At 61.0% G+C, this 25,177-nt stretch carries 27 protein-coding genes and 1 tRNA gene; 20 read left to right on the plus strand and 8 right to left on the minus strand.

Annotation, left to right across the window (positions count from 1 at the left end; all coding sequences use genetic code 11):
- The first annotated feature begins 2 nt into the window (after positions 1-2).
- The 11 genes from ACMFWR_RS08555 to ACMFWR_RS08605 all read left to right on the plus strand — a co-directional run bounded on the left by ACMFWR_RS08555 (position 3) and on the right by ACMFWR_RS08605 (position 9,401).
- Positions 3-437: a phage tail fiber protein gene (locus ACMFWR_RS08555; RefSeq protein WP_413194569.1), complete on the plus strand. Its 435-nt coding sequence runs from the start codon at positions 3-5 to the stop codon at positions 435-437.
- 2 nt (positions 438-439) lie between these two features.
- Complete coding sequence (locus ACMFWR_RS08560) at positions 440-883, plus strand: hypothetical protein (RefSeq protein ID WP_413194570.1); 444 nt, start codon at positions 440-442, stop codon at positions 881-883.
- A 169-nt stretch (positions 884-1,052) separates the two neighbouring features.
- Positions 1,053-2,951: a phage tail tip lysozyme gene (locus ACMFWR_RS08565; protein ID WP_413194571.1), complete on the plus strand. Its 1,899-nt coding sequence runs from the start codon at positions 1,053-1,055 to the stop codon at positions 2,949-2,951.
- A gap of 1 nt (position 2,952) precedes the next feature.
- On the plus strand, positions 2,953-3,696 hold the full coding sequence (locus ACMFWR_RS08570; RefSeq protein WP_413194572.1) for a hypothetical protein: 744 nt from the start codon (positions 2,953-2,955) through the stop codon (positions 3,694-3,696).
- A complete protein-coding gene (locus ACMFWR_RS08575; RefSeq protein WP_413194573.1) occupies positions 3,696-4,010 on the plus strand; it encodes a phage baseplate plug protein in 315 nt (104 codons plus the stop codon). The genes ACMFWR_RS08570 and ACMFWR_RS08575 overlap by 1 nt, the downstream gene beginning before the upstream one ends.
- Positions 4,007-4,870 carry a baseplate hub protein gene (locus ACMFWR_RS08580; RefSeq protein ID WP_413194574.1) on the plus strand — a complete coding sequence of 288 codons (864 nt, stop codon included), beginning with the start codon at positions 4,007-4,009 and terminating at the stop codon, positions 4,868-4,870. Before ACMFWR_RS08575 ends, ACMFWR_RS08580 begins: the two co-directional genes overlap by 4 nt.
- Positions 4,860-5,621 carry an oxidoreductase gene (locus ACMFWR_RS08585; protein WP_413194575.1) on the plus strand — a complete coding sequence of 254 codons (762 nt, stop codon included), beginning with the start codon at positions 4,860-4,862 and terminating at the stop codon, positions 5,619-5,621. Before ACMFWR_RS08580 ends, ACMFWR_RS08585 begins: the two co-directional genes overlap by 11 nt.
- A 6-nt stretch (positions 5,622-5,627) precedes the next feature.
- Positions 5,628-5,981, plus strand: a complete 354-nt coding sequence (locus tag ACMFWR_RS08590; protein WP_413194576.1) for a hypothetical protein — start codon at positions 5,628-5,630, stop codon at positions 5,979-5,981.
- A 12-nt stretch (positions 5,982-5,993) separates the two neighbouring features.
- Positions 5,994-7,226 (plus strand): baseplate J/gp47 family protein, encoded by a 1,233-nt coding sequence (locus ACMFWR_RS08595; protein WP_413194577.1) that lies wholly within the window; start codon positions 5,994-5,996, stop codon positions 7,224-7,226.
- 30 nt (positions 7,227-7,256) lie between these two features.
- Positions 7,257-7,910, plus strand: a complete 654-nt coding sequence (locus tag ACMFWR_RS08600) for a DUF2612 domain-containing protein (protein ID WP_413194578.1) — start codon at positions 7,257-7,259, stop codon at positions 7,908-7,910.
- A gap of 21 nt (positions 7,911-7,931) precedes the next feature.
- Positions 7,932-9,401 (plus strand): hypothetical protein, encoded by a 1,470-nt coding sequence (locus tag ACMFWR_RS08605; protein ID WP_413194579.1) that lies wholly within the window; start codon positions 7,932-7,934, stop codon positions 9,399-9,401.
- A 195-nt stretch (positions 9,402-9,596) separates the two neighbouring features.
- On the opposite strand, the gene ACMFWR_RS08610 is transcribed toward ACMFWR_RS08605, so the two are convergent.
- From ACMFWR_RS08610 to ACMFWR_RS08620, 3 genes are read right to left on the minus strand one after another with little or no spacing between them, the layout of a single operon-like run.
- Positions 9,597-10,802: an acyltransferase family protein gene (locus ACMFWR_RS08610; protein ID WP_413194580.1), complete on the minus strand. Its 1,206-nt coding sequence runs from the start codon at positions 10,800-10,802 to the stop codon at positions 9,597-9,599.
- 55 nt (positions 10,803-10,857) lie between these two features.
- Positions 10,858-11,535 (minus strand): hypothetical protein, encoded by a 678-nt coding sequence (locus tag ACMFWR_RS08615; protein WP_413194581.1) that lies wholly within the window; start codon positions 11,533-11,535, stop codon positions 10,858-10,860.
- Positions 11,536-11,537: 2 nt separating this feature from the next.
- A complete protein-coding gene (locus ACMFWR_RS08620) occupies positions 11,538-11,822 on the minus strand; it encodes an XRE family transcriptional regulator (RefSeq protein WP_413194582.1) in 285 nt (94 codons plus the stop codon).
- Between the two features lie 377 nt (positions 11,823-12,199).
- On the opposite strand from ACMFWR_RS08620, the gene ACMFWR_RS08625 reads away from it, so the two are divergent.
- The 5 genes from ACMFWR_RS08625 (at position 12,200) to ACMFWR_RS08645 (ending at position 14,370) form a co-directional block, all read left to right on the plus strand.
- Positions 12,200-12,559, plus strand: a complete 360-nt coding sequence (locus ACMFWR_RS08625) for a hypothetical protein (protein WP_413194583.1) — start codon at positions 12,200-12,202, stop codon at positions 12,557-12,559.
- Between the two features lie 7 nt (positions 12,560-12,566).
- Complete coding sequence (locus tag ACMFWR_RS08630) at positions 12,567-12,836, plus strand: hypothetical protein (protein ID WP_413194584.1); 270 nt, start codon at positions 12,567-12,569, stop codon at positions 12,834-12,836.
- Entirely contained in the window at positions 12,833-13,381 is a 549-nt protein-coding gene (locus ACMFWR_RS08635; protein WP_413194585.1) for a glycoside hydrolase family 108 protein, read from the plus strand. The genes ACMFWR_RS08630 and ACMFWR_RS08635 overlap by 4 nt, the downstream gene beginning before the upstream one ends.
- Positions 13,382-13,693, plus strand: coding sequence for a hypothetical protein (locus ACMFWR_RS08640; protein WP_413194586.1), 312 nt, complete (start codon positions 13,382-13,384; stop codon positions 13,691-13,693).
- A gap of 260 nt (positions 13,694-13,953) precedes the next feature.
- Positions 13,954-14,370, plus strand: coding sequence for a hypothetical protein (locus tag ACMFWR_RS08645; protein WP_413194587.1), 417 nt, complete (start codon positions 13,954-13,956; stop codon positions 14,368-14,370).
- 4 nt (positions 14,371-14,374) lie between these two features.
- Here the strand turns inward: ACMFWR_RS08645 and ACMFWR_RS08650 are convergent, their stop codons facing one another.
- The 3 genes from ACMFWR_RS08650 to ACMFWR_RS08660 all read right to left on the minus strand — a co-directional run bounded on the left by ACMFWR_RS08650 (position 14,375) and on the right by ACMFWR_RS08660 (position 16,225).
- A complete protein-coding gene (locus ACMFWR_RS08650; protein WP_413194588.1) occupies positions 14,375-15,610 on the minus strand; it encodes a tyrosine-type recombinase/integrase in 1,236 nt (411 codons plus the stop codon).
- A 146-nt stretch (positions 15,611-15,756) separates the two neighbouring features.
- Positions 15,757-15,846, minus strand: a tRNA-Ser gene (locus tag ACMFWR_RS08655).
- Between the two features lie 142 nt (positions 15,847-15,988).
- The gene (locus ACMFWR_RS08660; RefSeq protein ID WP_413194589.1) at positions 15,989-16,225 is read right to left on the minus strand and encodes a hypothetical protein; all 237 of its coding nucleotides are present in this window, start codon (positions 16,223-16,225) and stop codon (positions 15,989-15,991) included.
- Between the two features lie 243 nt (positions 16,226-16,468).
- Between ACMFWR_RS08660 and ACMFWR_RS08665 the strand changes: the two genes are divergently transcribed.
- The 3 genes from ACMFWR_RS08665 (at position 16,469) to ACMFWR_RS08675 (ending at position 19,603) form a co-directional block, all read left to right on the plus strand.
- Positions 16,469-17,332, plus strand: coding sequence for an amidohydrolase family protein (locus ACMFWR_RS08665; RefSeq protein ID WP_413194590.1), 864 nt, complete (start codon positions 16,469-16,471; stop codon positions 17,330-17,332).
- A 96-nt stretch (positions 17,333-17,428) separates the two neighbouring features.
- Positions 17,429-18,499 (plus strand): aldo/keto reductase, encoded by a 1,071-nt coding sequence (locus ACMFWR_RS08670; protein WP_413194591.1) that lies wholly within the window; start codon positions 17,429-17,431, stop codon positions 18,497-18,499.
- A 159-nt stretch (positions 18,500-18,658) separates the two neighbouring features.
- A complete protein-coding gene (locus tag ACMFWR_RS08675) occupies positions 18,659-19,603 on the plus strand; it encodes a cupin (RefSeq protein WP_413194592.1) in 945 nt (314 codons plus the stop codon).
- Between the two features lie 119 nt (positions 19,604-19,722).
- Here ACMFWR_RS08675 and ACMFWR_RS08680 read toward each other — a convergent pair whose 3' ends face one another.
- Both ACMFWR_RS08680 and ACMFWR_RS08685 read right to left on the minus strand, forming a co-directional pair.
- Positions 19,723-20,721 carry a LysR family transcriptional regulator gene (locus ACMFWR_RS08680; protein WP_413194593.1) on the minus strand — a complete coding sequence of 333 codons (999 nt, stop codon included), beginning with the start codon at positions 20,719-20,721 and terminating at the stop codon, positions 19,723-19,725.
- Positions 20,722-20,891: 170 nt separating this feature from the next.
- A complete protein-coding gene (locus ACMFWR_RS08685) occupies positions 20,892-21,551 on the minus strand; it encodes an HAD family hydrolase (protein WP_413194594.1) in 660 nt (219 codons plus the stop codon).
- A 350-nt stretch (positions 21,552-21,901) separates the two neighbouring features.
- Between ACMFWR_RS08685 and ACMFWR_RS08690 the strand changes: the two genes are divergently transcribed.
- Positions 21,902-25,147 carry an efflux RND transporter permease subunit gene (locus tag ACMFWR_RS08690; RefSeq protein ID WP_413194595.1) on the plus strand — a complete coding sequence of 1,082 codons (3,246 nt, stop codon included), beginning with the start codon at positions 21,902-21,904 and terminating at the stop codon, positions 25,145-25,147.
- Positions 25,148-25,177 lie beyond the last annotated feature (30 nt).

Consider the following 25,177-nt stretch of genomic DNA (forward strand, 5'->3'; position numbering starts at 1 on the left):
CCATGTCCGGCTCAATCACTTCGGCGAACGCCACCATCATGATGGCGGTCGACACGATTTACCCCACAGCGCAGCTTCTCCAAGGCTACGCGGCCGAGGACATCTTCGACACGGACGACGTCGAGTTGGCCGAGATCGTACAGGGGATGGATGGCAAGAAGAGTGCAGGCTACATCCCGCATATGGTCAAGCAGCGCTTCACCCTGATGCCGAATTCGAACTCGTATCAGATCTTTGTCAATACGATCCTTGCGCAGGATGCTGTACAGGAAACGTATGAGTGGAACGGCACGATCTATCTGCGCGCGATCAGCTCGAAGTACTCGCTTAACAACGGCACGCTCACGCGCGGCAAGCTCATCCCTGACGCGAAGAAGACCCTGCAACCGGTTTCCTACGAAATCACGTGGGAATCCGTCATCCCGATGCCGCTCTGACCATGCGCAAGACACAAATTCTCAAGATCAGCGGCAAGAACGCCGGTCGCGACAAGGGCAAGGCATTCCTCATCACCGAACTGTCGGCAGAAGACGCGGAAAACTGGGGAGCGCGGGCGCTGTTTGTGATGATGAACAGCGGCGTCGAGATCCCTGACGAGCTCCTCGAATCGGGGCTTTCGGGAATCGCGGCGCTGGGTATCAAGTCGCTCACGAAAGTGCCGTATGACGCGGCCAAGCCGTTGCTGGACGAGATGATGCGCTGCATCCAGTTCGCGCCGGATGGTAATCGCGAGATCGCGCGTGACCTGGTCGCTGACGATATCGAAGAGGTCGCCACCCGCTTGCAGCTGCGCAAGGCCGTGCTCGACCTGCACTTCAGTTTTTTTACCGACGCCGCCCCGTCGAGCTCGGGTTCGGAAGCGGCGAAAAGCGCCGCGGGCTGATCGGCTACCCAAATGTGCCGCGCACCATCGCGGCCGTTGTCTCGAGTGGCCTGGCGAAGAAATACGAGCTTCAGACGATCTACGGATCGGAAGACCTGCATGACTTCCTCGAGATAATCCTCGTCGACAGGCACAACGAGCAAGTCATGTCTCAACCGAGGAATTGAGCGTGGCCACGATCGTAGATGCACTCGTCGTCACCCTGGGCATCGACCCGCGGGGTTTAATCAAAGGCAAGCAAGACGCGTCCAAGGCGACGAAGAAGCTTAGCGACGACGAAAAGCAAGCTGCCAAAGAGACTGAGGATCGCAACAAGCGCGCGGCCGACTCGTTCAAGAAAATCCGCAACGAGGTCCTCGCGCTGGTGGCAGTCTTCACCGCCGGCGTCGGCATCAAGAACTTCGCAGAGAACACCATCAACAGCGCGGCGGGCCTCGGCATCATGTCGAAAAACCTGCGGATGACCACGCGCGACCTGTCTGCGTGGCAGCGCGCGAACGAGCGCGCCGGCGGCACAGCCGACGGCATCACCAATACGCTGCTCGACTCGCAGAACGAGATCGCCAAGTTCAACATGGGGCAGCTGTCTGACGGTGTCTCGTGGTTCCTGCGCATGGGCGGAAACGTCAAGGACCTGAAGGACGGCAACACGTACTTGCTCGCGCGATCGCGCATCATTGCGAACCTGTTCAAGGTCGACCCGGGCCGCGCGCGGTATGTCGCAAATGCGATGGGCATCGGCGACGATTCGTTCAATCTGCTCAAGCAGGGTCAAGCGGGCGTGCTCGCCCTCGTCGCCGCGCAAAAGCAACGCTCGGTTATCACGGACAAGGAAGCCGACCAGGCGCTCGAGCTGCGCAACCGTTTCCTGGACTTGCGTGACACGTTCACGAGCGTGGGCACGAAGATCGTGCTGTCGCTCATGCCGGCGTTCGAGCGACTGATCGGCTACCTGCAGCAGCTCGGCGACTGGGTCGCGGCGCACCGCGACGAGATCGCGAAGAAGGTCGGCGACCTGGTCGACGGCTTCATTGCGTTCGCCAAGGCCACGAACGATGCCGTCGACGCGCTGGGCGGATGGAAGAACGTGCTGTTGTTCCTGGCCGGCCTCAAGCTCGTCTCGATGACGTCGGGACTGCTCGGCCTGGCGGGTTCCATCAGTGCGGTGGGCACGGCTCTGGGCGCGCTCGGTGGCACCGCGGCCGTCGGAGGCCTCGCGCTGCTTGCCGGCGCCGCAGGGATCTCGATCAACGCGCTCAAGAATTCGACCGAGCCCGGGCACTTCGTCGGCCGCCAGGCGAGCTCGCCGCTTCCGAAGCCGTATCGCTATGAGGACACGAACGCCGGCGTGTGGGATCGCATCAAGAGTGGCGTGCGCAGCTTCTTCAGTACAGAGGGCGGTCACTTCGCATCACGCCAGAACGGCGCCGAACAGCAACGTGCACGCGTCGCGATGGACTACTTCATGAGCCAGGGCTGGTCGCGCGAGCAAGCGGCCGGAATGGTAGGTAGTCTCATCCAGGAGGGCGGCCTTGACCCGTCGATCCGCAACAAGACGTCGGGTGCGTATGGCATTGGCCAGTGGCTTGGGGCGCGTGTGGGCGACTTCAAAGCATGGTCCGGACACGACCTCGAGGGATCGTCGCTCCAGGAGCAGCTCGCGTTCATGCAGTACGAGCTGACGCAGGGGAAGGAACAAGCTGCGGGGCGCGCGCTGCGCGCGACCACGACCGCGGCTCAGGCAGCAGCTGTGCACGCGACGGCGTACGAGCGCCCGGGCGCCGCGGAAGCGAACATCGGCCAGCGCCAAGCGTATGCAGCCGCGCTGCTGGCTTCGTCGGGCCAGTCGAACGCTGCGCAGCTCGCAGCTCAATCCGGAGCTGCTGCGAGCCAGCGCGGGCCGTACGCGGGCTCCGCGCTCACGTCGAGCAGCGTCGACACGACGATCAACGGCGGGATCCACATTCACACGCAATCGACGGATCCCAAGGGCATTGCCGACGAGTTCGGCAAGCGCATGAGCCAGGGCAATCTGCTGGCGCCGCAGGCCAACACGGGGTTGAGCTGACATGGCAATGCCGAACCTCGACGTGCCGCTCTATCCGGACGTCCCCAACGTGGCGGGCGTTCCGCCGCTTTTCCGCAGCCCGGATTTCCCGCCCACGGATGATCCGGGGATCGACACCTCGGACGGTGCGGCCGTAAGTGAATCCTCGACGCCCCCTGTGTGGGGCGTGTTCGATTCGAACGGAGACAAGATCGCGATCGCGGACAACGTTCCAGCGTTCGGGTATGACGGCACGTCGCGCGTGTCGAATGCACCGATGGAGCAGGGCGGCTTTGCTGCCTACAACAAGGTGCAGATGCCGTACGACTCGCACGTCCGGATGACGAAGGGAGGCGCACTGCAGGACCGCAGTGACTTCCTCGAGGCGATCGAGACGGCCAAGCAGTCGACGGACCTCTACAGCATCGTCACGCCCGAGCGCACCTATCTGAACGCCAACGTCGCCGACTACAACCTGCGGCGAGAAACGCGGAGCGGAGCGACGCTGCTGACCGTTGATCTGCACATCGTCGAGATCCGCCAGGCCGCGGCCGCGCAATTCAGCCAGACATCGACGAGCAGCTCGAGCTCTACCACGGGTTCAGGCGCGCCCGTTGCATTCAGCTCGAGCTCGACCGTGTCGCTGCCGGCCGACCAGGTGCAAAACGATGCGTCGGCAGATCCGGTGAGCCTTGGCCAGGTGCAATCGCTGGCGCCGTTCGCTGGTCAGTCGACGCTGTTCGGCCCGCTCTCGCAGGTGCAGTGATGCTGACCATTCCGCTCACCGCAACAGCATCGCAGCGGTTCAATACGCTGCTCGGCAACCAGAACTGCCGTCTGAAGATCTACCAGAAGACGACGGGCCTCTACGCCGATCTCTATGTGAACGATGCCCCGATCGTGCAGGGCGCCGTATGCCGCGATCGCGTGCGCATCGTGCGACGTGCATACCTCGGATTCGTGGGAGATCTCGTTTTCTTCGACACGCAGGGGACGAGTGATCCGACCAGCGACGCGCTCGGCGCGCGCTATCAGCTCGTGTACCTCGACGCGACCGATCTCGGGGCGATCTCGACATGAGCTTCACGCGCAAACGCATCGACGTGACGATCTCGCTCGGTACGGGCCAGTTCGGCGATACCGGAGCAGATACGGTGACGCTGACGGGCCTGCGCGTGCAGGCTGCGATCGCGGTACCGGGCGGCGATGCGATGGGCGTATGCCAGGCGCGCATCTTCGGTTTGCCGATCTCGATGATCAACCAGCTCACGACGGTCGGCCCGATCAACACGGCTATCCGTGCGCAGAACTCGATACTGCTCGCCGCCGGCGACGACGAGACAGGATTGCAGACCGCGTACGCGGGCACAATCGGCGAGGCCTGGGGCGAGCTCCAAGGTGCGCCCGAGGTGCCGTTTAACGTCATCGGTTTCGCTGGCCTTATCGCCGCTGTGAAGCCCGTCGGGGCGCTCAGCTTTCAGGGATCGGTCGATGCTGCGACGATCATGTCAGGCCTCGCCGACACGATGGGCCTGACGTTCGAAAACAACGGCGTATCCGTCCAGCTGTCGAACCCGTACTTCCCGGGCACTGCGCTCGATCAGGTCCGGGCATGCGCACGCGCCGCCGACATCCTGTATGTGATCGATCGCAACGTGCTCGCTATCTGGCCGAAGGATGGTCAGCGCGGCGGCGACGTGCCATTGATCAGCCCTGACACGGGCATGATCGGCTATCCGACGTTCTCGAGTAACGGCCTTGGTGTGACGTCGTTCTACAACCCCGCTATCAAGCCGGGCGGCACGATCCAGGTGAAGAGCTCGCTGCCGGTTGCCTGCGGTATGTGGAACGTCTTCAACCTCAACCACAACATCGAGAGCGAGACGCCCGACGGCGCCTGGTTCACGACGCTCTCGGCGTACCCGAAAAATGGCCAATGAGATCGGGTACAAGGGCACACAGGACCCTAACGACAGCACGGCGCCGTACAACGAGCAGGCGTATCTTGTCTGGTCGATCCTGAAGAAGATCAGCGGCGCGAAGCTGGTCAAAGTGATCTCATGCACGAACGCCGGCGATTTGCTGCCGGTGGGTTTCGTCGACGTTCAACCGCTCGTCAACCAGGTCGACGGTTGGAACAACCCTGTCGCGCACGGGACGGTGTACCAGTTGCCGTACTTTCGGCTGCAGGGCGGCACGAACGCTGTGATTCTGGATCCGCAGGCGAGCGATATTGGCGTCGCCGTTGTCGAGGACCGCGATATCTCGTCCGTGAAGGCGAACAAGGGCACCGCTAACCCGGGTTCTAAGCGTGTCTTCGACCTAGCCGACGGCCTTTACTTCGGTGGCTTCCTGAACGGCACGCCTTCGCAATACATCCAGTTCGCCGCGGCGGGCATCAACGTCGTTTCACCGACGAAGATCGCGCTCCAGGCACCGCTCGTCGAGGTCGACGCCTCGACGTCGTTCACCGTGAACTCGCCGCAGTCTCAGTTCAGCGGCGCCGTGATCATTCAGGGACTGTTGTCGTGGCTCGCCGGCATGACCGGCAGCACCGCAAGCGGTGTGTCCGCGATGATCACTGGGCTCATCAACTTCTTTGGCTCGGTCACGTCGAACGGCCACGCGATCGACAGCACGCACCAACACACCAACTCGGGCGGATCCGGCCTGGGCGGGCCGCCTCAGTGAGCACTCATGGCTACGACACTTCTTCTCGATCGAACGACCTGGGATCTCTGTCTCGACGCAAGCCGCAATGTCGCCGTGGCGACAGAGCCGTATGCGATCGCGCAGGACGTTTCTAGTGCGATCCGCACGTTTCTCGCCGAGTGCTGGTACGACAAGACGCAGGGCGTGCCGTACTTCCAACAGGTGCTTGGCCAGCGGCCGCCCATGCAGCTCGTGAAAGCGCTCATCGAAACCGCGGCTAAGAACGTGAACGGCGTTGTCGCGGCACGCTGCCTGATCGCATCGTTCGTGAACCGAAAGATCGTCGGACAGGTCCAGGTCACCGACAGCGCTGGCAATACGTTCCCCGTCAATTTCTAAGCGAGCACGACAATGACTGCAACGACCAGCGTACCCGGGATCACGTTTGACGATACGGGCTGGGTCGCGCCCGACGAGTCAGCGATCCTTGAAGGCGTCATGGCCGATACGAACGCGGCGTTCGGCGGCAACATGAACACGACCAACCAGGACGGCTCGCTGAATCTCAGCACGCCGCAGGGGCAGCTCGCGAGCAGCGTGACGGCGATCATCGGCGACAAGAACGACGAGTTCCTCGAGCTCGCGAACGGCGTGGATCCGGACGTGGCTGAAGGGCGCATGCAGGATGGCATCGGCCGCATCTATTTCCTCGATCGCAACGGTGCAGAGCCGACCACGGTGACGGCGACTTGCATGGGTCTCGTGAACACGCCGATCCCCGTCGGCACGAAGGCCAAAGCGACCGACGGCAACATCTATATGTGCACTCAGGCCGGCACGATCCCCGTTGGCGGCAGCATCGATTTGACGTTCGCGTGCATGGTTACGGGCCCGATCGCGTGCCCGGCTGGCTCGCTGTCGATATACCAGTCCGTTCCGGGCCTGGATTCGATCAGCAATGCGTCCGACGGCATCGAAGGGCGCCTGGTCGAAAGTCGCGCAGACTATGAGAACCGCCGGCGCCAGTCTGTGGCGGCCAATTCACGAGGCTTCGTGCCGTCGGTACGCGGTGCGGTGCTCGCCGTTACGAACGTGCTCGACGCGTATGTGACCGACAACGGCCAGCCGACGCCCGTAGTCGTGGGCGGTGTGACGATCCTCCAGAACTCGCTCTATGTGTGCGTCGCTGGCGGTGCAGCTCAGGACATCGTGGACGCCATCTGGTCCAAGAAGGCGCCGGGGTGCAACTACACGGGTGCGCAGTCGGACATCGTCTTCGACACTGATGGTTACGATCCGCCTTACCCGCAGTACACCGTCAGTTTCGACTTCGCGACCGGCACGCCAATCTTCTACGCGGTGCAGATCGTGAACGATCCGAACCTGCCGGCCAACATCGTGAGCCTCGTGCAAACGGCGATCGCAAACGCGTTCTCTGGAGCGGACAACGGTCAGCGCGCGCGCCTCGGCCGGCGCATTCTCGCGAGCCGTTATTACTCAGGCATTGAGGCTATAGATCCGAGCGTCGAGCTGCTCTCGGTGCAGGTCGGACTTTCAAGTCCGGCAAACGCGAATTACGTGAATCTAAATATCAATCAAATGCCCACGCTTAATCCCGCCAATATCAGCGTGACTCTCGTATGATTCGCATATTCCGATTAACCGGCGGTCATCATGGAAAATGTCGAGCAGACGATTATTTCGCAATATGCGAATAGCCCGACGCTCGTCCAGTTAATTCAGAATTTCAACGGATATATCGACCCGTCGGCGAATATCGACGCCTTCTACGACCTCGTGTGGAATCTCGATACCGCGCAGGGAAAGGGGCTCGATATCTGGGGAAAGATAGTCGGTCTAGAAAATGGACGACTCCTGACCATTCCGTCGACCGATCAGTATTTTGGATTTCAGGATGCTGGGGCGCTGACTTTCGGTGAAGGTGTTTTCTATGACGGCACGCCGGCTACTCAAACTTACTCGCTAGCAGATGGCCCGTTTTTAACACTGATTCTCGCGAAAGCCATCGCCAATATCTCCGACGGTTCAATCGGAAGTATCAACCGACTTTTGCAAAACCTGTTTGCCGGTCGAGGACGTTGCTATGTGAACGACCTTGGCAGCATGCAGATGCGATACACGTTCGAGTTTTATCTCGAGCCGTACGAGGTGGCGATCGTGACGCAATCGGGCGTGCTGCCTGTGCCGACCGGTGTGCTCGCCAGCATGGTGCAGATCCCAATGGGGTCGACATTCGGATTTCAGGAAGCCGGCGCGGCGACGTTCGGCGAGGGCACTTTCTTTAACGGCGCGTTGCCCGTGAGCTGACCAGCGACAAAGGAAACCACAATGCAGGCGAATCAAACTCCCACCCTTGTCCCGCTCTCGTGGGCCGCCAACGGCACGAAGAATGTCATTCCCGAGGCATCGCAGATCACTATCACAAAGGGTGCTGCGTCGCTCAATGACGGCTTCCCGCCAATCTGTGCGATCCCGACTGCCGCAGGGGGCAGCGCGCCGGCATATGGTGACTTCAATGGGATCTTGAACCTGCTATCCCAGACCATTCGTTGGGCGCACGGTGGAGGCATGTTCGGCTTTAGCTCCAGCTTCGCCGCGGACACCAATGTCACTGGCTATCCTCAAGGCGCCGAGCTTCTCAGCGCGGATCTGTCCGGCACATGGATGAGCCTAGTCGACAGCAACACAGATAACCCGGACACGGGCCCGGGAACGAAATGGGTGCCGGCGCGCGCGTACGGCATAACTACCGTCGGTGGTCTCACGAACGCTAACGTGACGCTCACGCCGACGCAGGCAGCGAAGAATCGAATCACCCTAGCCGGCGCACTCACGGCGAACGTCCAGATCATCATGCCGACCTGGACACGCGATTGGACCATCGTCAACAACACAACCGGTGCCTTCACGGTCACGGTGAAGACGTCGGCCGGCTCCGGCATCGCGATCCCCCAAAACGGTTCGCCTACTCGAGTAACGGGCGATGGTACGAACATCGTCCAGGCGGCGGAGAACATCGCCAACGGCACTCAGCCATCGAACCCCGCGACCCTTGCACAGAACACGGGTATCGTCGGATCGACGCGCAATCTGATCTGCAATCTGGCTGCTGCCGGTACGACGCTGACGTTCACGGCTGACGAGATCGGCATCAAAGGTGCGCTCGGCGGCCAGGCACAGATTTGGGCGAATGTCAGCTCGAACAACACCGTCACGACATCGACTACGAACGCGATTGGGGGTGTCGTCGGTGCAGCGCTAGTGGCAAGCGGCTTTGCCGTGATTTACGCCGCCTATAACATCTCGACAGGTGCGTTCGGCTTTTACGCGAAGAACGGTAATACCAAACAACCGACGATCGATACGTCGCTCACCGGTTGGGTCGGCACGCTGATTTCGGTTTGGAACCTGAACGCGAGCACGCAGTTCGTCGCGGGCGACCAGCTCGATCGGTGCGTGTCGATTGCAACGGTCGTTCTTTTCAGCACGACGGCGCTCAATGGCACGCCGACCGCTATCAGCGTCGCATCGGTGCTTGCTCCCAACGTGACGGAAATCGACGGCGCATTGTCTTTGTTGAGTACGGGTGCGAGCCAAGTGCTAGGCAATGCGATCAGTTCGTCGACGGCAGGCGTGGGCGCTCAGGGTTATCAGGTTAATGCGACTGCCACGGCGCAAACATGGACCGCTCCATTTTCACGATTGAAGCTGGCGACGGCCCAGAATGTATTCCTCACGAGCACGTCGGCTCCGAGCGGCGGTAACTTCTCGGCTAATTGCGGTCGGTACTATTTCTGATCATGGCTACCACACTGAACGTTCAATTTTCCGACAGTTCCGACACGACGATCGTCGCGTGGTTCGCATCTCCGCAACCGGATATGCCTAACATGGGCACGGTGTCGTCGAGCGATCCGCGCTGGCTCGCTTATTACGACAGCTTCCCACCTGATTGGCAGAAATTCCTACCCGCGCCGACAACCGATTGAGAAGTTAGCGAGTCGGCAGCGCTGCTACTTCAGATGCCGTCGCGCCTGATATGCGTGATTTCTTCCGGTATCCGATTGCGAACGGATACTCAATGAATCGGTACGTAGCGGCCGAAGCCAATACCGTTGCAACGCCACAGGCCGAGATCACCAACCAGTATTTTAGGATCGAAAGAGACGCGACCGGAGTGACCCATGTTATGGCACGGAACACCACAAAAATAGATATCGCGTGAAGCAGATAAATGCTGTAGCTAATCGATCCTAGAAACCGTGCCGCGCGCGACGTCAACACACCGAAAATGGTGTTTCCGCCGGCTATGAGGAAGAAGAAAATCGACAGGACAGGCGCAATTCTGGCGTCATATGCCGTCTCTGCTACGTGCAATACGTAGGCGAGGGCGCCGAGGGCCAAAAGCGTCGCATACGGGGAAGAGCAGATTTTTTTAACAGATGGCCACCGATGGATGATCGTAGCGGCGACAGCGCCATAGAGGAAGTACCACTCTAGCGGATGGTCTCGATACCAGTGAATCACGACGGCAGAGATCGGAAGAATGATGATCGACTTCCAGCCTCGAGCACAAAGCACGAACAGCGGGAAAAACAGATAGAACCGCCACTCATAGAACAATGTCCAGTACACCGGATCGATCACCTGAGTCAGTCCGTAACCGTTGATGAGGGGGCGTCCCAACGCGGTAAAGGATAGCCAAGCAACAATGTCCTTGGCGATGTCTCTCAAAGGCATCACCAGCTTGAAATCAGTCGCCACCAGAGAGATCACAACGATGATGGCGCAGATTGTGAAATACATGGGAACGATTCGACGAACGCGCGATACGAAGAACTGTTGGATGTCCAATCGCCCGTCTGACGCTAGAGCTCGACTCCAAAACAAGAACGCGGTGATGAGAAAGAAACACGACACGCCGATGCTTCCCGACAGTCCTCCCAGCCTGGACCCATCTGTCGACCAGTTTTGGTCTTGATAGAAATGATAATTTGCTACCGCGTGGCAAAAAAAGACGCCGATTGCCAAAAAGCCACGCAAACCGTCTACCGAGTGGGACCGGACTGAGTTCGCTTCATTTGCGAGAAGATCTCGGTAAAAGCGTGAATTTCGCTGTATGAAATATCCGCATGCCAAAAGCATCAATGCAATGGATATGACCGGCACGATGAGGTGCCGAAGTCCGAACAGGGGCATTGTTGTTGTTCCGATCTTGTATCGGCCGGATTATATATATTTGTCTGATCTTTGATCAGAAAATGTCCGCCGTATACCGCATCGTCAACATATCGACGCTGTGCCAGATTGGGGGCACCGACGTGCTGGCGGCCGATTTCGTGAAGAAGTGTTGATAGACGAGAGAGACCCGACCGTACGAGTAAGTCAGCCCGGCCACAGCGCCGACTCGCCAGCCGTTCGTATCGAAAAGGTTCAAGCTCGTTGCAGGCTCGACGCCGTTTGCTTGCCAGTCGCTGACCTGCATATTCCAGGTTGCGCGGTGCACGAAGGGGCCAGCTTCGATGCCGATGCGCTGCCCGTCTCCAAACTTGAAGTACGGTTCGAGCGTGAAAAGAAATCCCGCTTCGTGCCCCGATCCTTTGTATTCGGCGAGCGGCATGCACGGACCATTGCAGCCCTTCGTGCGGGTGTTGTAGTTGGCGTCCACTGGGACGGCCCATGCGTCGGTGTGAATGGTGCCGAGCCATGCATAGTCTGCATGCCAGTCGACGCCCCACCTCGCGCTGTCGTAGAGGTTGCCGGCGAAGCCGACCTCGACGGCGGGAGCCGTGAGCTGAAGGTTGTGGCGAAAGCCGTCCTGATACCAATAGCCGTCCGGTCCCTTGGAGTAGCCTGATCCGCCCAAGCTCGCTTCGAACTGAAACCAGCTTGGCTGCGCTTGTGCTGCGGCGGCCGCGCAGCCGAGCGTCATTGCTACGGCTGCTGCTCTCCATCTGGCGCCGGGCGTACGCGTGCGCCGAACGTCTCCATGCGGCGGAGCACTCGGTCGAATTCCTCTGCCGTCAGTTCCATCTTGGCTGCGCCCAAGAAAGCCATATGCGGGCCCATCACTCGGGGTTCTTTTCCACCGGTGTACTTGCGCCACTGGTGGTCGCCGCCGAGCCAAAAGATCTCCGCCATCTCGATGCCGGTCGCAGCGCGGTCTTTCTTGAGCTGCGTCAGGTCCTGCGTTGATGGTGGATCGAATTCGATAGGCATGAGATGCAGCGCGGAGCACGCGCACGCGAAATGTGGGCTTCATGGTTCGTCCTTTCGGGTTGTACGGGCTGCGCAAGTGCGCTACCTCTGCGACCAGATTAGACCCATGAGGTCTAGCGTGTCAAGCACGATCTTGCAATGCCCTTGGCAACTCGAAGCATGACAGTTTCTATTAACTCGCCGCGATAAATATCAACGCTTCACCAAAGCTTTAAATAGCGGATAATGCGCGAAATCCATTCGATTAATTCGGTCTTTTGTCGAGGTTAATCATGTAAATCATCCTTGGATGATTAATTTGACGGTGCCCTTCGAACGATCTACCTCACATAAAGCACATGGCGCCACACCGTGATGGGGAAAGGATGGGGGAGTCGATGCGGTACCACGACAAGCCGCACACGGACGGAGAGGGGTGGGAGGCAGTTGTCACGGCGATCGACAGTCTTCGCGACGAAATAGGCCAGCGACACACCGAAAACACCAGCTCAATCGAGGTAATACAGCAGGAATTAAAAATCGCTATCGATCGAATTGACGATATCGCGAAAGGATTTCCTGATAACGATCCGGACGGGCATAGACGGGCCCATGAAGCATTAATCAAACGGGACGAAGAACGCGCACGGCTTTATTCGGCGTTGCGCGAGGAATTAGTAAAGAAGGGGCTGTGGGCTTTCATCGTGGCCGTGCTCGCAGGACTTTGGATTTTGCTGAAAACCAAGCTTTCGCATTGAGGTGGGCATGAAACTCGAACTCGCGGACGACGCACAGCGGTGGTGGAAGCTGTACAGCATTCACGCGGCCCTGGTCGCTGTACTGCTCGGTGTCGTCGAAACGGTGCTCGCGCTCATGCATCTGTCGTGGGTGCCGCTGTGGGTGCACGGTGGGCTCACGATGGTCATCGGGATCTGCGGCGCCGTCGGCCGCGTGATCAAGCAGGACCCGGGCGACGCCGAACGCATCGGCGTGCTGCAGTCGATTGTGGGCAAGCTGCTGGGGCGTGCGCCGTGATCCTTCCTGACGACCTCATCGACAAGCTGCTGCCGATCGAAGGCGGCTACACCGACGATCCGAACGACGCAGGCGGCGAGACGAACTTCGGCATCACGATCGCCGTTGCTCGAGCATTCGGCTACACGGGCGACATGCGTGCGATGCCGCGTGCGACGGCCGTCGAGATTTACCGCGCGCGCTACTGGACTCAGCCGCGGTTCGGCCAGGTGTCGACGATCGATCCCGAGCTCGCCGCGATGCTCTTTGACATCGGCGTGAACATGGGCACGGCCACCGGCGTGATGTTCCTCCAGCGCGCGCTGAACGTGCTGAACAAACAGGGCACCGCGTATCCGGATATCGCCCTCGACGGCGGCGTCGGCGCGATGACTATCGCAGCACTCACGGCCTTCAAGACTCAACGTGGCGCGGCCGGCCTGACCGTCCTGCGCTCAATGGTCAATGCCCAGCGCTCTGTTCGATACATCGAGATCGCCGAACACACGTACACGAACGAGAACTTCGAGTTCGGCTGGCAGCAGCGCACCTTCGGAGACGTCTGAATGGGAACCCTTGCAACCATCATTTCTGTGCTCAACGGCGCCTGGACGCTGCTGGGCAACCTGTTCGGCTTCGGCAAGAAGCCGGCCGACGAGAACACGCAGGCCGTCGAGGTCGCAAACAAGGCGGGCGCGTTGTCCGCTGACCAGGCACGCGAGACGCGTGCTCAAACCGAAAAGGAGCTATCCGCCAATGAAGCTCAGACCACTGCTGACGCTGATGCTGTGCGCAACGCTGGCAGCTTGCGCGACGGATCGGACGACATCAATCAAGCAATCGCTCGCGCCCGTTCACACGCTGATTCCGACCATTGACTGCGGCGAGGACAAGCCCGATGTCCAACTTACTGACTACCCTGTGGGCCCGTTTATTCGGCGCGCGGACATCGCAAGCGAGTCCCTCGAGCAGCTCCGCACCAGCGCATACCAGCTCTACGACTATTCCCAATCCCAGCAGCTCTGGGGCGTCCACGCCGTCGGCGTCGTCGAGGACGAATACACCCTACGCCACAACACCCGTGACTGCCTCGGTGGCCTCCGCACCCGTGGCCTCATCAACTGAACCGGATATTGAAATGCTCACTCTCACCGAAATTGCAGCAGCAATCGTCAAGGCCGAATCGGTCGTCTCGAATGCGGTAACGGCTATCGGCGCGGCCGTTGGCTCGGCAGGCGGAATCATCAGCGACGTCCAGAAGCTCGTCACGTACATCCCGACCCTGATGCAGACGTTCGAGAACGCGTACGCGGCAGTCGGTCAGGCCGACAACGGCGCGGGCAAGCTGGCGGGTGTGCTGGCCGCGCTCGAGGCAACGGCAGCCAAGATCGGTGCCGACTGGAACGACACGATCAAGTCGGTGATCTCGAACATCGTCGCGCAGGCGAAGGCGGCGTACAACGCGGTGGTGGGTATCGCCAAGGGCTCGACGTCGACGACCACGACGGCCAGCACGCCAGCGCCGGCAGCGGCTCCCGCGGCCGCCGCGGCTTAATGGGTCAAGTGCCCGTCTTCTCGGAAGGGTACTGCAGCACCTGGGCGCCGTTGCAGTAGCGCGCCCAGTCCTCCATCATCTGGCGCCGCCGCTCGAGCATGTCACCGCGGCGGTACGCCCCCTCCACCTTGTTCTTGACCTCGTGCGCTAGCGCCATCTCCGCGAGCGAGTCGGCGTACTCCGTGCATTCGGCAACCCAGTCACGGAAGCTCGAGCGAAAGCCGTGCACGGTGATCTCGTCGTAGCCCATGCGCTCGAGCAGATTCAGCATCGCCATGTTAGACAGCGGTCGGGTCTTGCGCTGGCCAGGGAAGAGATAGGGGCCGCGATTGTTCGTGAGCTGCTCGTTGATGATCTCGACGACGCGCGGCACAAGCGGCACTCGATGGGCGCGTTCCATCTTCATTCGCTCGGCTGGTACCGTCCACAAGCCGTGCTTGATGTCGAACTCGTCGGGAGGAGCTTCGAGCGTCTCCGACGTACGTGCGCACGTCAGGATAGTGAGCTCGAGCGCTCGTGCGGATGTGCCCTCGCGTGCACGCAGCTCGAGCATGAACTTCGGAATGTCTTTGAAGGGCAGAGCGGGGTGATGCTTCACGCGTCGCACGCGATCGCGCTTGGGCAAGATCTTGTCGAGGTGACCTCGCCAGCGTGCCGGATTTTCGCTAGTGCGTTTACCGCGTGCCTTCGCTGAATCGAGCACGGCTTCAATGCGACCGCGTACGCGACTCGCTGTCTCAGGCTTCTTGCTCCAGATCGGCTGAAGGATGCGCACGATCATCGATGTATCGATCAGCGCGACGTCTATCGGGCCAATGACCGGATAGGCGTACGTCGCCAACGTGTTCTCCCACTGCTGGGCATGCTTCGAGTTTTTCCACGCGTCGCGCTGATTGGCAATGTGTTCAGCGGCGGCAGTCTTGAAATTCTCGGCTCCGGACCTTTCCGATTCGAGAGCGAGACGCTCGGCTGCTCGAGCATCGATAGGATCAACGCCAGCGGCGAGTTGTTTGCGACAGTCGGTTGCCTGGCTGCGTGCCTCGGCGAGTGATATCGCAGACAGCGGACCAAGTCCCATCGCTCGAGCGCGTTTGCTAATCGAATAGCGGAAGATCCACGAGCGTGCGCCGCTGTCGGTGATCTGAAGATAGAGGCCGCCGCCGTCAGGATGAAGCCCTGGATCGACGAGCTTGCCGATCTTCAGTGCGTTGAGACGATGTATTTGTTTGGAGTTCGCCATACCCACAATCCTACCCACAAAAGTTGCAGGGATTGTGTGGGACTGGGAGGGACCGGGCAAGACCCGTGAAACCCACAAACGCCGTGCTACATAAAGGGTTTGTGGGTCAGTTTGGAACGAGGTGGGATTCCTGCGAACTGCTTGTCTGGCGGAGAGAAGGGGATTCGAACCCCTGATAGGTTTGACCCTATACACGCTTTCCAGGCGTGCGACTTAAACCGCTCATCCATCTCTCCGGAACCGCGAAGTATAGCAGGAACGCATTGCGTCCCGGAAGAGGGATGTGTGTTCGAGAAGTTTGTGATGCGCAAGTCATTGAAATGACATGCGCCCCGGGCCTTCCAGCAAGTCGAATGGAGAGCCGGATTCCAGTACGTCCTACGACCGCCTCTTCTTCCACGCATAGTCCGCCGGCGGCTCCGACACGCCGGCGCGGCCGACGGCATTCGGGTTCTCCGAGCACAGCGTGACAAACCCAACCGGTTCACCCTCGTGCTGACGCTGACGCAACGCCTCCGCAAAGCGCAATGCCTGTGCAAGTTCGTCGGCCGGGAATTCGCGTGCGTGCGGCGTACGCGCGTCACCCGCCGTTTCGGACCAATACACGAGATACATAACGATCGCGCTCCCTTGTCCAGGTAGTCGCCGGACGCTCGCCGACGCTGATGTTTTGTTTGGCGTCATTCTAGTAACCGTGAGCCCGTTGACGCCAGTGTCATTTCGCGTATCCGGGTTTATCCGACCCCCGCACGACGTCGGCACGCCACGAAACGTTTAAAGTAGCGGATGCTGGCATGTCAGTTCACGCATGCCGATTCTCCGACCGTCGCCGATCTCGCACAGGATTCAAGGCATCGTATGCACATCATCGATACGCATTTGCACCTGCTGTATCCCGATTCACTGACGTACGAATGGATCGACAGTGTTCCGATTCTCCAGGGCACGTCGTCGATCGAAATGTACGAGGGGCTGGTACGCCCGGCAGGCGTCACGGCAGCGCTGATGATGGAAGTCGACGTCGCCGAGCATCAGATCGAGGCCGAAATGGATCTCGTCGGCGCGATCATCGCGCGTGGCGATACCTTTGTCGAAGGCATGATCGGCGCGTGTCGGCCCGAGCAACCGGCCGACGAATTCGCCGCGTTTGTCGACCGTCTCGCATCCCGGCCCTTTGTTAAAGGCCTGCGCCGGATTCTTCATACATCGCCCGACGATCTGTCGAAGCCCGAATCGTTCGCGGCCAACCTGAATCGACTCGTCGCGCACGACTATACGTTCGATATCTGCGTGCTCGCATCGCAACTGTCGACCGTCGCGCTGCCGCTGGCGACGCGTTGCCCGGACCTGACGCTCGTCCTCGATCATTGCGGCAACCCCGATATCGCGAATCACGGGCTCGATCCGTGGCGTGACGATATCCGCGCGCTCGCCGAGCTGCCCAATCTTCACTGCAAGATCTCGGGCATCGTCAACCATGCGGCGCCGGGCTGGACACCTGACGATCTTCGCCCTTACTTCGAGCATCTCGTCGCCTGCTTCGGATGGGACCGGCTCGTGTGGGGCAGCGACTGGCCTGTGTGCCGCCTTGGCGGCGACGTCAACGCGTGGCTCGATGCGACCCTCGCGTTGATTGCCGAATGCAGCGAGGACGAGCAGACCGCGCTGCTCAGCCGCAACGCGCAGCGGGTGTACCGGATGGATTCAGCGACGCTCGTCTGACGATTCGACTTTTGATTCGACGGACGATGCGATGCGCTGCATGTGAAACCGCTTCCGGAACAGATCCGGAACGCAACTTCTGAAAGGAACGTCACTGTGTCAAACGATACTTCGCGTATGCCGGGTGGACGCCGCTTCACGAGCCGCTCCGGCCGGGAACTCGACTTTACGCCGCTGGGATTCGGCAGCGCTCCGCTGGGCAATCTGTACAAGGCGATCAGCAATGCACAGGCACGCGATACGGTCGCGCAAGCCTGGGAGCAAGGCGTGCGCTACTACGACACGGCGCCGCTTTATGGCTACGGCCTCGCGGAGACGCGTGTGGGCTCGTTCGTGCGCGAGCAGCCGCGCGACAGCTACCTGCTGTCGACCAAGGTCGGTCGCTTGCTGCGTCGTGCCGATCCCGACAAGCGCGATGGCATCGGCAAGTTCTTCGACGTGCCGTCTCGCGAAGTCATTTACGACTATTCGTACGACGGCGTGATGCGCTGCTTCGAAGTGTCGTTCGAGCGCCTCGGTCTCGACCGGATCGACATTTCGCTGTGCCACGACATCGATATCTTTACGCATGGCAGCGCCGAGGCCAGCGCCCAGCGCACGAAGGAGTTTCTCGACGGCGGCGTACGCGCGTTGTCGGATCTGCGTAGCCAGGGCGTGGTCGGCGCGATCGGCATCGGCGTCAACGAGTGGCAGGTGTCGGAAGTCGTTGCGCGCAATGCCGATGTCGATCTGTTCCTGCTTGCCGGTCGCTATACCTTGCTCGAGCAGGAAGCGCTCGACTCGTTTATGCCGCTGATCGAATCGAAGAAGATGGGCGTGATCATTGGCGGCCCGTTCAATTCGGGGATTCTCGCGACCGGGCCGAAGCCGGGTGCGTACTTCAACTACGAACCTGCGCCCCAGGCTGTGCTGGATCGCGTCGCGGCGATCGAGCGTGTCTGCCAGGCCCACATGGTGCCGCTGCGCGACGCCGCGCTGCAGTTCCCGTTGATGCATCCGAGCGTCGTCAGCGTGATTCCTGGCGGTGTGACGCCCGATGAAGTGCGCGGCAATGCCGACTCGATGCGTACGGTGATTCCGGCGCAGTTGTGGGCGGACCTGAAGAGCGAAGGGCTGCTGCGCGCGGATGCGCCGATCGTCGATCACCGGTCGCACGCCAAGGGGTAAGCGGCACACCATCGAGCAAGCCGTTTTCCGCAACACTGCTTTCGAGGCAGGGGGCTTCTGGCCCGGAGCGGGGCGGCCTACATTGGACTCCACCGTCGTAGGCAAGCGTTCATCCGATCAACGCTGAGCGCGACGGTGCCACTTTCCTGGGAGTCCACCATGCTCGATCGAACCGCCTCCGATACGCTCGCCGAACTGTCCCCTGCGACGCGCGATGCGCAATACTTCGAATACACGTCGTCCGCCAATCCGATTGGCGCCAAGCTGATCTCGCGCGTGCCGTTCCGCACGTTTTCTCCGTCGCTGTATGCGGATGGCGCCACGCGTGTCGTGCCGCTTGATCTCTCGGCCGAACTGGGCTGTGAAGGGCCAGCGACGGGCCCAGGTCTGAGCGCGAACTTCGTGCGGATCAATACCGGTGATGCGCTGACGTTCGCGCCGACTGCCACGTCGCAGGTCTTCTACGCGATCAGCGGACGGGGTTCGGTTCATCAGGGCGAGACCGATTTCCCGTTCGCAGCGGGAGATTTCTTCACGCTGCCGGGTGGGGATGCGGCCGAGATTCGGGCCGATGCAACGTCGACGCTCTATGCCGTCAACGATGCGCCTCTGTTGACGTATCTGGGCGTCGCCGCGGTCAAGCCACGCTTTGCACCGACGCTCTATCCGGCTGCGCGGGCTCAGGCCGAGTTGCGCAAGGTCGCATCGGATGCGAACGCGGGGCGTCGCAATCGCATCAGTATCCTGTTCGGCAACACGCATTTCCCGCAGACTCGGACAATCACGCACGCACTGTGGGCCATGTTTGGTGTGGTTCCGCCGTCGTCGACTCAGAAGCCGCATCGCCATCAATCGATCGCGCTCGACTTTATCGGTGATTGCCAGCCGGGGTGCTACACGTTGGTCGGCACCGAACTGGATGAGAACGGGCAGATCGTGCGACCGACTCGCGTCGATTGGGAACCGGGGATGGCCTTCGTCACGCCGCCTGGGTACTGGCACGCCCACTTCAATGAATCGAACGCGGATGCGTATGTGATTCCAATTCAGGATGCGGGCTTGCAAACGTATTTGCGTACGCTGGATATCCGGTTCTCGCGCTGAGCCTGAGGGTCGTGGGGATGCTGCCGGCGTTGTGATCGCCGGTGCTTTGACAAGGCGAGTCAGGGAGCGGCGGGGCAGAGAGCGACTCGCCGCGGTGAAGTAAGCGCCGCGGAGCGGGCTCAGCGCTTGCCGCTGACTTCCCAATACGGCGGCTCGCCGAGCATCTCGGCGTAGAAGTCGACAAACGCGCGCACCTTGGACGACACGATCTTTTTGGGCGGATACACGGCCCAGATCGCGGGTTCGTTCTTGCCGGTGCGCGCTTCCCATTGCGGCAGCACGTGGACGAGGCGAGCATCGCGGACCGCGTCGCCGACGAGCCATTCGGGCAGCAACGCGACACCGCATCCCGCGAGTGTCAGTTCCAGCGCGGCTTCTGAGTCATCTGCGCGCACACGTCCCTTGAGCTGAACCGTTACCTGAGCCTTGAGTGCCGCGCTTTGCGTCTGGGCGGAGGCGCGTTGCGTCTTGATGCCCTTGCTGTCTTCGCGACGTTTGTCATCGCGTCGCGTCAGCATCCAGCGATCGTCGGGCTGGAGTGCAAGCCGAACGGCCTCATGCTGTTCGAGATCCTGAGGCTCGACGATCTTTCCGACCCGGTCGAGATGAGAAGGCGCACAGCACACGATGCGGCGATGCGGTGCCAGCTTGCGCGCCATCAGTGTCGAATCCGGTAACACACCGATGCGGATCGCGAGATCGATGCCCGCGTCGATCAGATTGAGCGTGTCGTCGGTGACGACGAGATCGAGGTCGATCTCGGGATAACGCTCAAGAAAACGCGGAAGATGCGGGACGACATGACGGTGGCCGAATGCGCTCGGCATCGTGATGCGTAATACGCCTTGCGGCGTGCGATTGAGCGAGGACGTCGCATCGCGCGCGTCGTCGAGCGCCTGCAGGGCGACAACGACCTGATCGAGAAACACGCGGCCGCCCTCGGTCAGCACCAGTCCCCGCGTTGAGCGATTAAATAGCGCAATACCGAGATCCTGCTCGAGCTCGCTGATATAGCGTGAGACGGTCGACGTCTTGATCGCAAGTTCGGTCGCCGCCTTGCTGAAGCTGCCGAGTTCGGCTGCGCTGACAAAGGCACGCGTGGCGGCGAAGTAGTCCATGGATGCGGTGTGCCCGGAGGTCGGTGCTGACGCTGAGATGTCGCGTAGTGTACCGACCGGGCTCCACGTTTCGTCAAGGCGGCGTAGGCGCGGGCAGGGATGACTGCCCGTACAGAAAGCGGGCAGGCACCATTACGAGGGGAAAGCAGACCTCGTCATGAGCGTCGCCTTCAGTCGATATGCAGAACCAGCCCCGATGCATCGTTGCCCAGGCGCATCGTGCTCATATCGCGCACCCAGCCCTGATTGCCGAGTTCTTCGGGCGACAGCGTCGACGCGATCGCGACAACGGTCGCACCCGCAGCGATACCCGCCTGAATGCCGGCCGGCGAGTCTTCGAACACGATCGCACGCGTCGGGTCTGCACCCAGCTCGCGTGCGCCGAGCAGAAAGCAATCCGGAGCCGGCTTGCCGTGCGTGACGTTCTCGGCCGAGATCAGCAGCTTCGGCATCGGCAGGCCGGCGGCCTTGATGCGCGCCGTCGCAAGCACGCGGTCGGCCGACGTGACGACGGCCCAACGATCTTCGGGGATCGACTCAAGCAGGGCGCGCGCGCCCGGAATCGCGACGACGCCGTCGGTGTCTTCGCGTTCGCGCCGCATGATTTCCGCGTTGTCCGCTTCGACGTCGGCACCGGCGGGCGCCAGCGCGCGTACGGTGTCGATCGAGCGGCGGCCGTGGCTTTCGCGGATCACGAAGTCGATATCGAGGCCGTAGCGGTTGGCCCACGCCGTGTAGGCTCGCAGCATCGGTGCGTAGGAATTGAGCAGCGTGCCGTCCATATCGAACAGCAGGCAGGAAGCGGGAATATGGGTCTGGGTCAGCAGCATGAAGCGTCGTCGGTTGTAGGGCTGATGCGCCGCAACATTGTAAACCGCTTGCGGCGCCGGTCACATTTGTGATTTTTAGCGTTCTGTCTGAGTAATTGACAGTAACGCCGGGTCATCTCCGATTGCTCGCAAACAGAGAAATCTGGCAGTTTTGCCATATTCGTGTCAGGTTTGCGTTGGTGCCACGCCGCTACCATTGGCTCACTCCCGGCTTGCTCCCTGGAGCGTCGCCCCACGCGTGACCCGCGGCGCGACGGCTCCCTTCGCATTTGCCGCCGAAACAGCACCCCGTGCCCCGCGCCGGCCGGTGCGACCGCCAACCTGTTCAGCATTTTTCCGAGCGCGCCTCAATGTGGATCGTCAACGTTGCGCTGAAGCGGCCCTACACGTTCATCGTGATGGCCATCCTGATTCTGCTCGCGACGCCGTTCGTCCTGCTCACGACGCCGGTCGACGTTTTGCCGGAAATCAATATCCCCGTCATTTCGATCATCTGGAGCTACACGGGTCTGTCTTCGGAAGACATGGCCAACCGGATCACGTCGGTCAATGAACGCAGTCTGACGACGACCGTCAACAATATCGAGCACATCGAGTCGCAATCGCTGCCGGGTATCGCAGTCATCAAGCTGTTTCTGCAGCCGACGGCAAATATCCAGACCGCGATCGCGCAGACCGTGGCCGTCGAGCAGGCCCAGCTCAAGCAGATGCCTCCGGGCGCGACGCCGCCGCTCGTGATCAGCTACTCGGCCTCGAGTATTCCGGTGATTCAGCTCGGCCTGTCGAGCCCGAAGCTCTCGGAGCAGAACCTCAACGATACGGCGCTGAATTTCCTGCGTCCTCAGCTCGTGACGATTCCGGGCGCGGCAGTGCCCTACCCGTACGGCGGGAAATCGCGCGTGATCTCGGTCGACCTCGACCCGCGCGCGCTGCTTGCCAAGGGCCTTACGCCAAGCGATGTCGTGAGCGCGGTCAATGCACAGAACCTGATCCTGCCGACGGGTACCGCAAAGATCGGCCCGAAGGAATACACGGTCAATATGAACGGCTCGCCAGCGACGGTGGCCGGTCTCAACGATATTCCGGTACGCACCGTGAATGGCGCGACGACGTATCTGCGTGAAGTGGCACACGTGCGTGACGGCTTTACGCCGCAAACGAACGTCGTGCGTCAGAACGGCCAGCGCGGCGTGCTGATGTCCGTGCTCAAGAACGGTAACGCGTCGACGCTGCAGATCGTCGATACGCTGAAGGGGCTGCTTCCTGCCGCACGTGCCGCACTGCCGCCGGATCTCAGCATCACGGCGCTGTTCGATCAGTCCGTGTTCGTGAAGGCCGCCATCGCAGGCGTCGTGCGTGAAGCCCTGATCGCAGCTGCGTTGACGGCTGCGATGATCCTGATGTTCCTCGGCAACTGGCGCAGCACCTGCATCATCGCGATCTCGATTCCTCTTTCGATCCTGTCGTCGCTGATCGCGCTGCATGCGCTTGGGCAGACGATCAACATCATGACGCTCGGCGGTCTGGCGCTCGCGGTCGGGATTCTCGTCGACGATGCGACGGTGACGATCGAAAACATCGAGCGGCATTTGCACCTGGGCACGGACTTACACGACGCGATTCTCGACGGGGCCGGCGAAATCGCGGTGCCGGCACTTGTGTCGACGCTCTGTATTTGTATCGTGTTCGTGCCGATGTTCTTCCTGACGGGCGTTGCGCGCTACCTGTTCGTGCCGCTCGCTGAAGCCGTGGTCTTCGCGATGCTCGCGTCGTACATCCTCTCGCGTACGCTCGTGCCGACCCTTGCGATGCTGCTCATGGGGCACGCGCACAAGGCGAAGGAGGGCGAGAAGCCGAACCTCTTTATCCGGCTCTACAAGCGCTTCGATCATCAATTCGAGCGCATGCGTGCCGCCTATATCGTGATCCTGAGCACGCTGCTCGTGCGTCGCCGCGTGTTCGCAACGGGTTTTCTCGGTTTTTGCCTTGCCTCGGTTCTGCTCGTATTCGCGCTCGGTGAAGACTTTTTCCCGACCGTCGATGCAGGTGATATCCGCATGCACATGCGCGCGCCGACAGGCACCCGTATCGAAGAGACGGCACGTCTGGCCGACGAAGTCGAAAAGGTCGTGCGCGAGGTCGTGCCGACCAAGGAACTCGCGACGATCCTCGATAACCTGGGCCTGCCGTATAGCGGTATCAATCTGTCGTACAGCAACTCGGGCACGATCGGCACGCTCGATGGAGAAATCCAGGTGGCGCTGAACAAGGATCACGCGCCGACACAGAACTACATCGACAAGCTGCGCACGCTGTTGCCGCAACGTTTCCCGGGCGTCGAGTTTTTCTTTCAGCCTGCGGATATCGTCACGCAGATCCTGAACTTTGGTCTGCCCGCTGCCGTCGACGTGCAGATCGTCGGCTCGGATCAGAAGGGCAATTTTGAAGTTGCCAGCAAGCTGATGAAGCAGATTCGTCAGATTCCGGGCAACGTCGACACGCATATCCAGCAGAAGATGGATCAGCCCACGCTGAACCTCGCGATGGACCGCACGCGGCTCCAGCAGCTCAATTTGAACGCGAGCAATGTGTCGCAGAACTTGCTCGTGTCGCTGTCGGGCAGTACGCAGACTTCACCGGGTTTCTGGTTCAACGGTCAGAACGGCGTCGAGTATCAGGTGTCGGTGCAGACGCCGCAGTATCAGATCGGCTCGGTCGACGACTTGCTGCGTACGCCGGTATCGGCTGCGCTCGCCGGTCCGACGCAACTGCTTGGCAACCTTGTGCGGCTGAGCCCCGGCTCGCAATTCGCCGTCGTCACGCACTACAACATTCGCCCGGTGATCGATATCTATGTGAGCGTTGAAGGCCGCGATCTGGGCAGCGTGGCTGCGCAGGTCAACAAGCTCGTCGACGAGACGCGCAAGACCTTGCCGCGCGGCAGCACGATCAATGTGCGCGGCCAGGTCGAGACGATGCATACGTCGTACTTCGGCCTTGGCGTCGGTGTCGCGATGGCGATCGTGCTGGTGTACTTGCTGATCGTCGTGAATTTCCAGTCGTGGATCGACCCGCTGATCATCGTCAGCGCGTTGCCTGCCGCACTGGGCGGGATCGCATGGATGCTCTTCCTGACCGGTACCCACCTGAGTGTGCCGGCGCTGACCGGGGCCATCATGACGATGGGGGTGGCCACCGCGAACAGTATTCTGATGGTGTCCTTTGCACGGCAGCGTCTGCACGACGGCGCACCGCCGCTGACCGCGGCGCTGGAAGCCGGTGCAAGCCGGATCCGGCCGGTGCTGATGACGGCACTCGCGATGATCATCGGGATGATTCCGATGGCACTGGGCCTGGGCGAGGGCGCCGAGCAGAATGCGCCGCTGGGTCGTGCAGTGATCGGTGGCCTGCTCTTTGCGACCGTGTCGACATTGTTCTTCGTGCCGCTCGTGTTTGCGGGGATCCATGGCCGGCTTGCACGCCGGCATGGCAAGTCTCATGACGGGCACGACGGCGACGCGGGTGGCGACGATAACCATGGCGGCGGCAATCACGGTGGCGGCGATCAGGGCGACCCGCAAGGAGCGCCCGCATGACACGCCCCGCACGCACCGAAAGGCCCCATA

The organism is Pararobbsia alpina, from assembly GCF_965118125.1.
GTDB lineage: Bacteria > Pseudomonadota > Gammaproteobacteria > Burkholderiales > Burkholderiaceae > Pararobbsia > Pararobbsia alpina_A.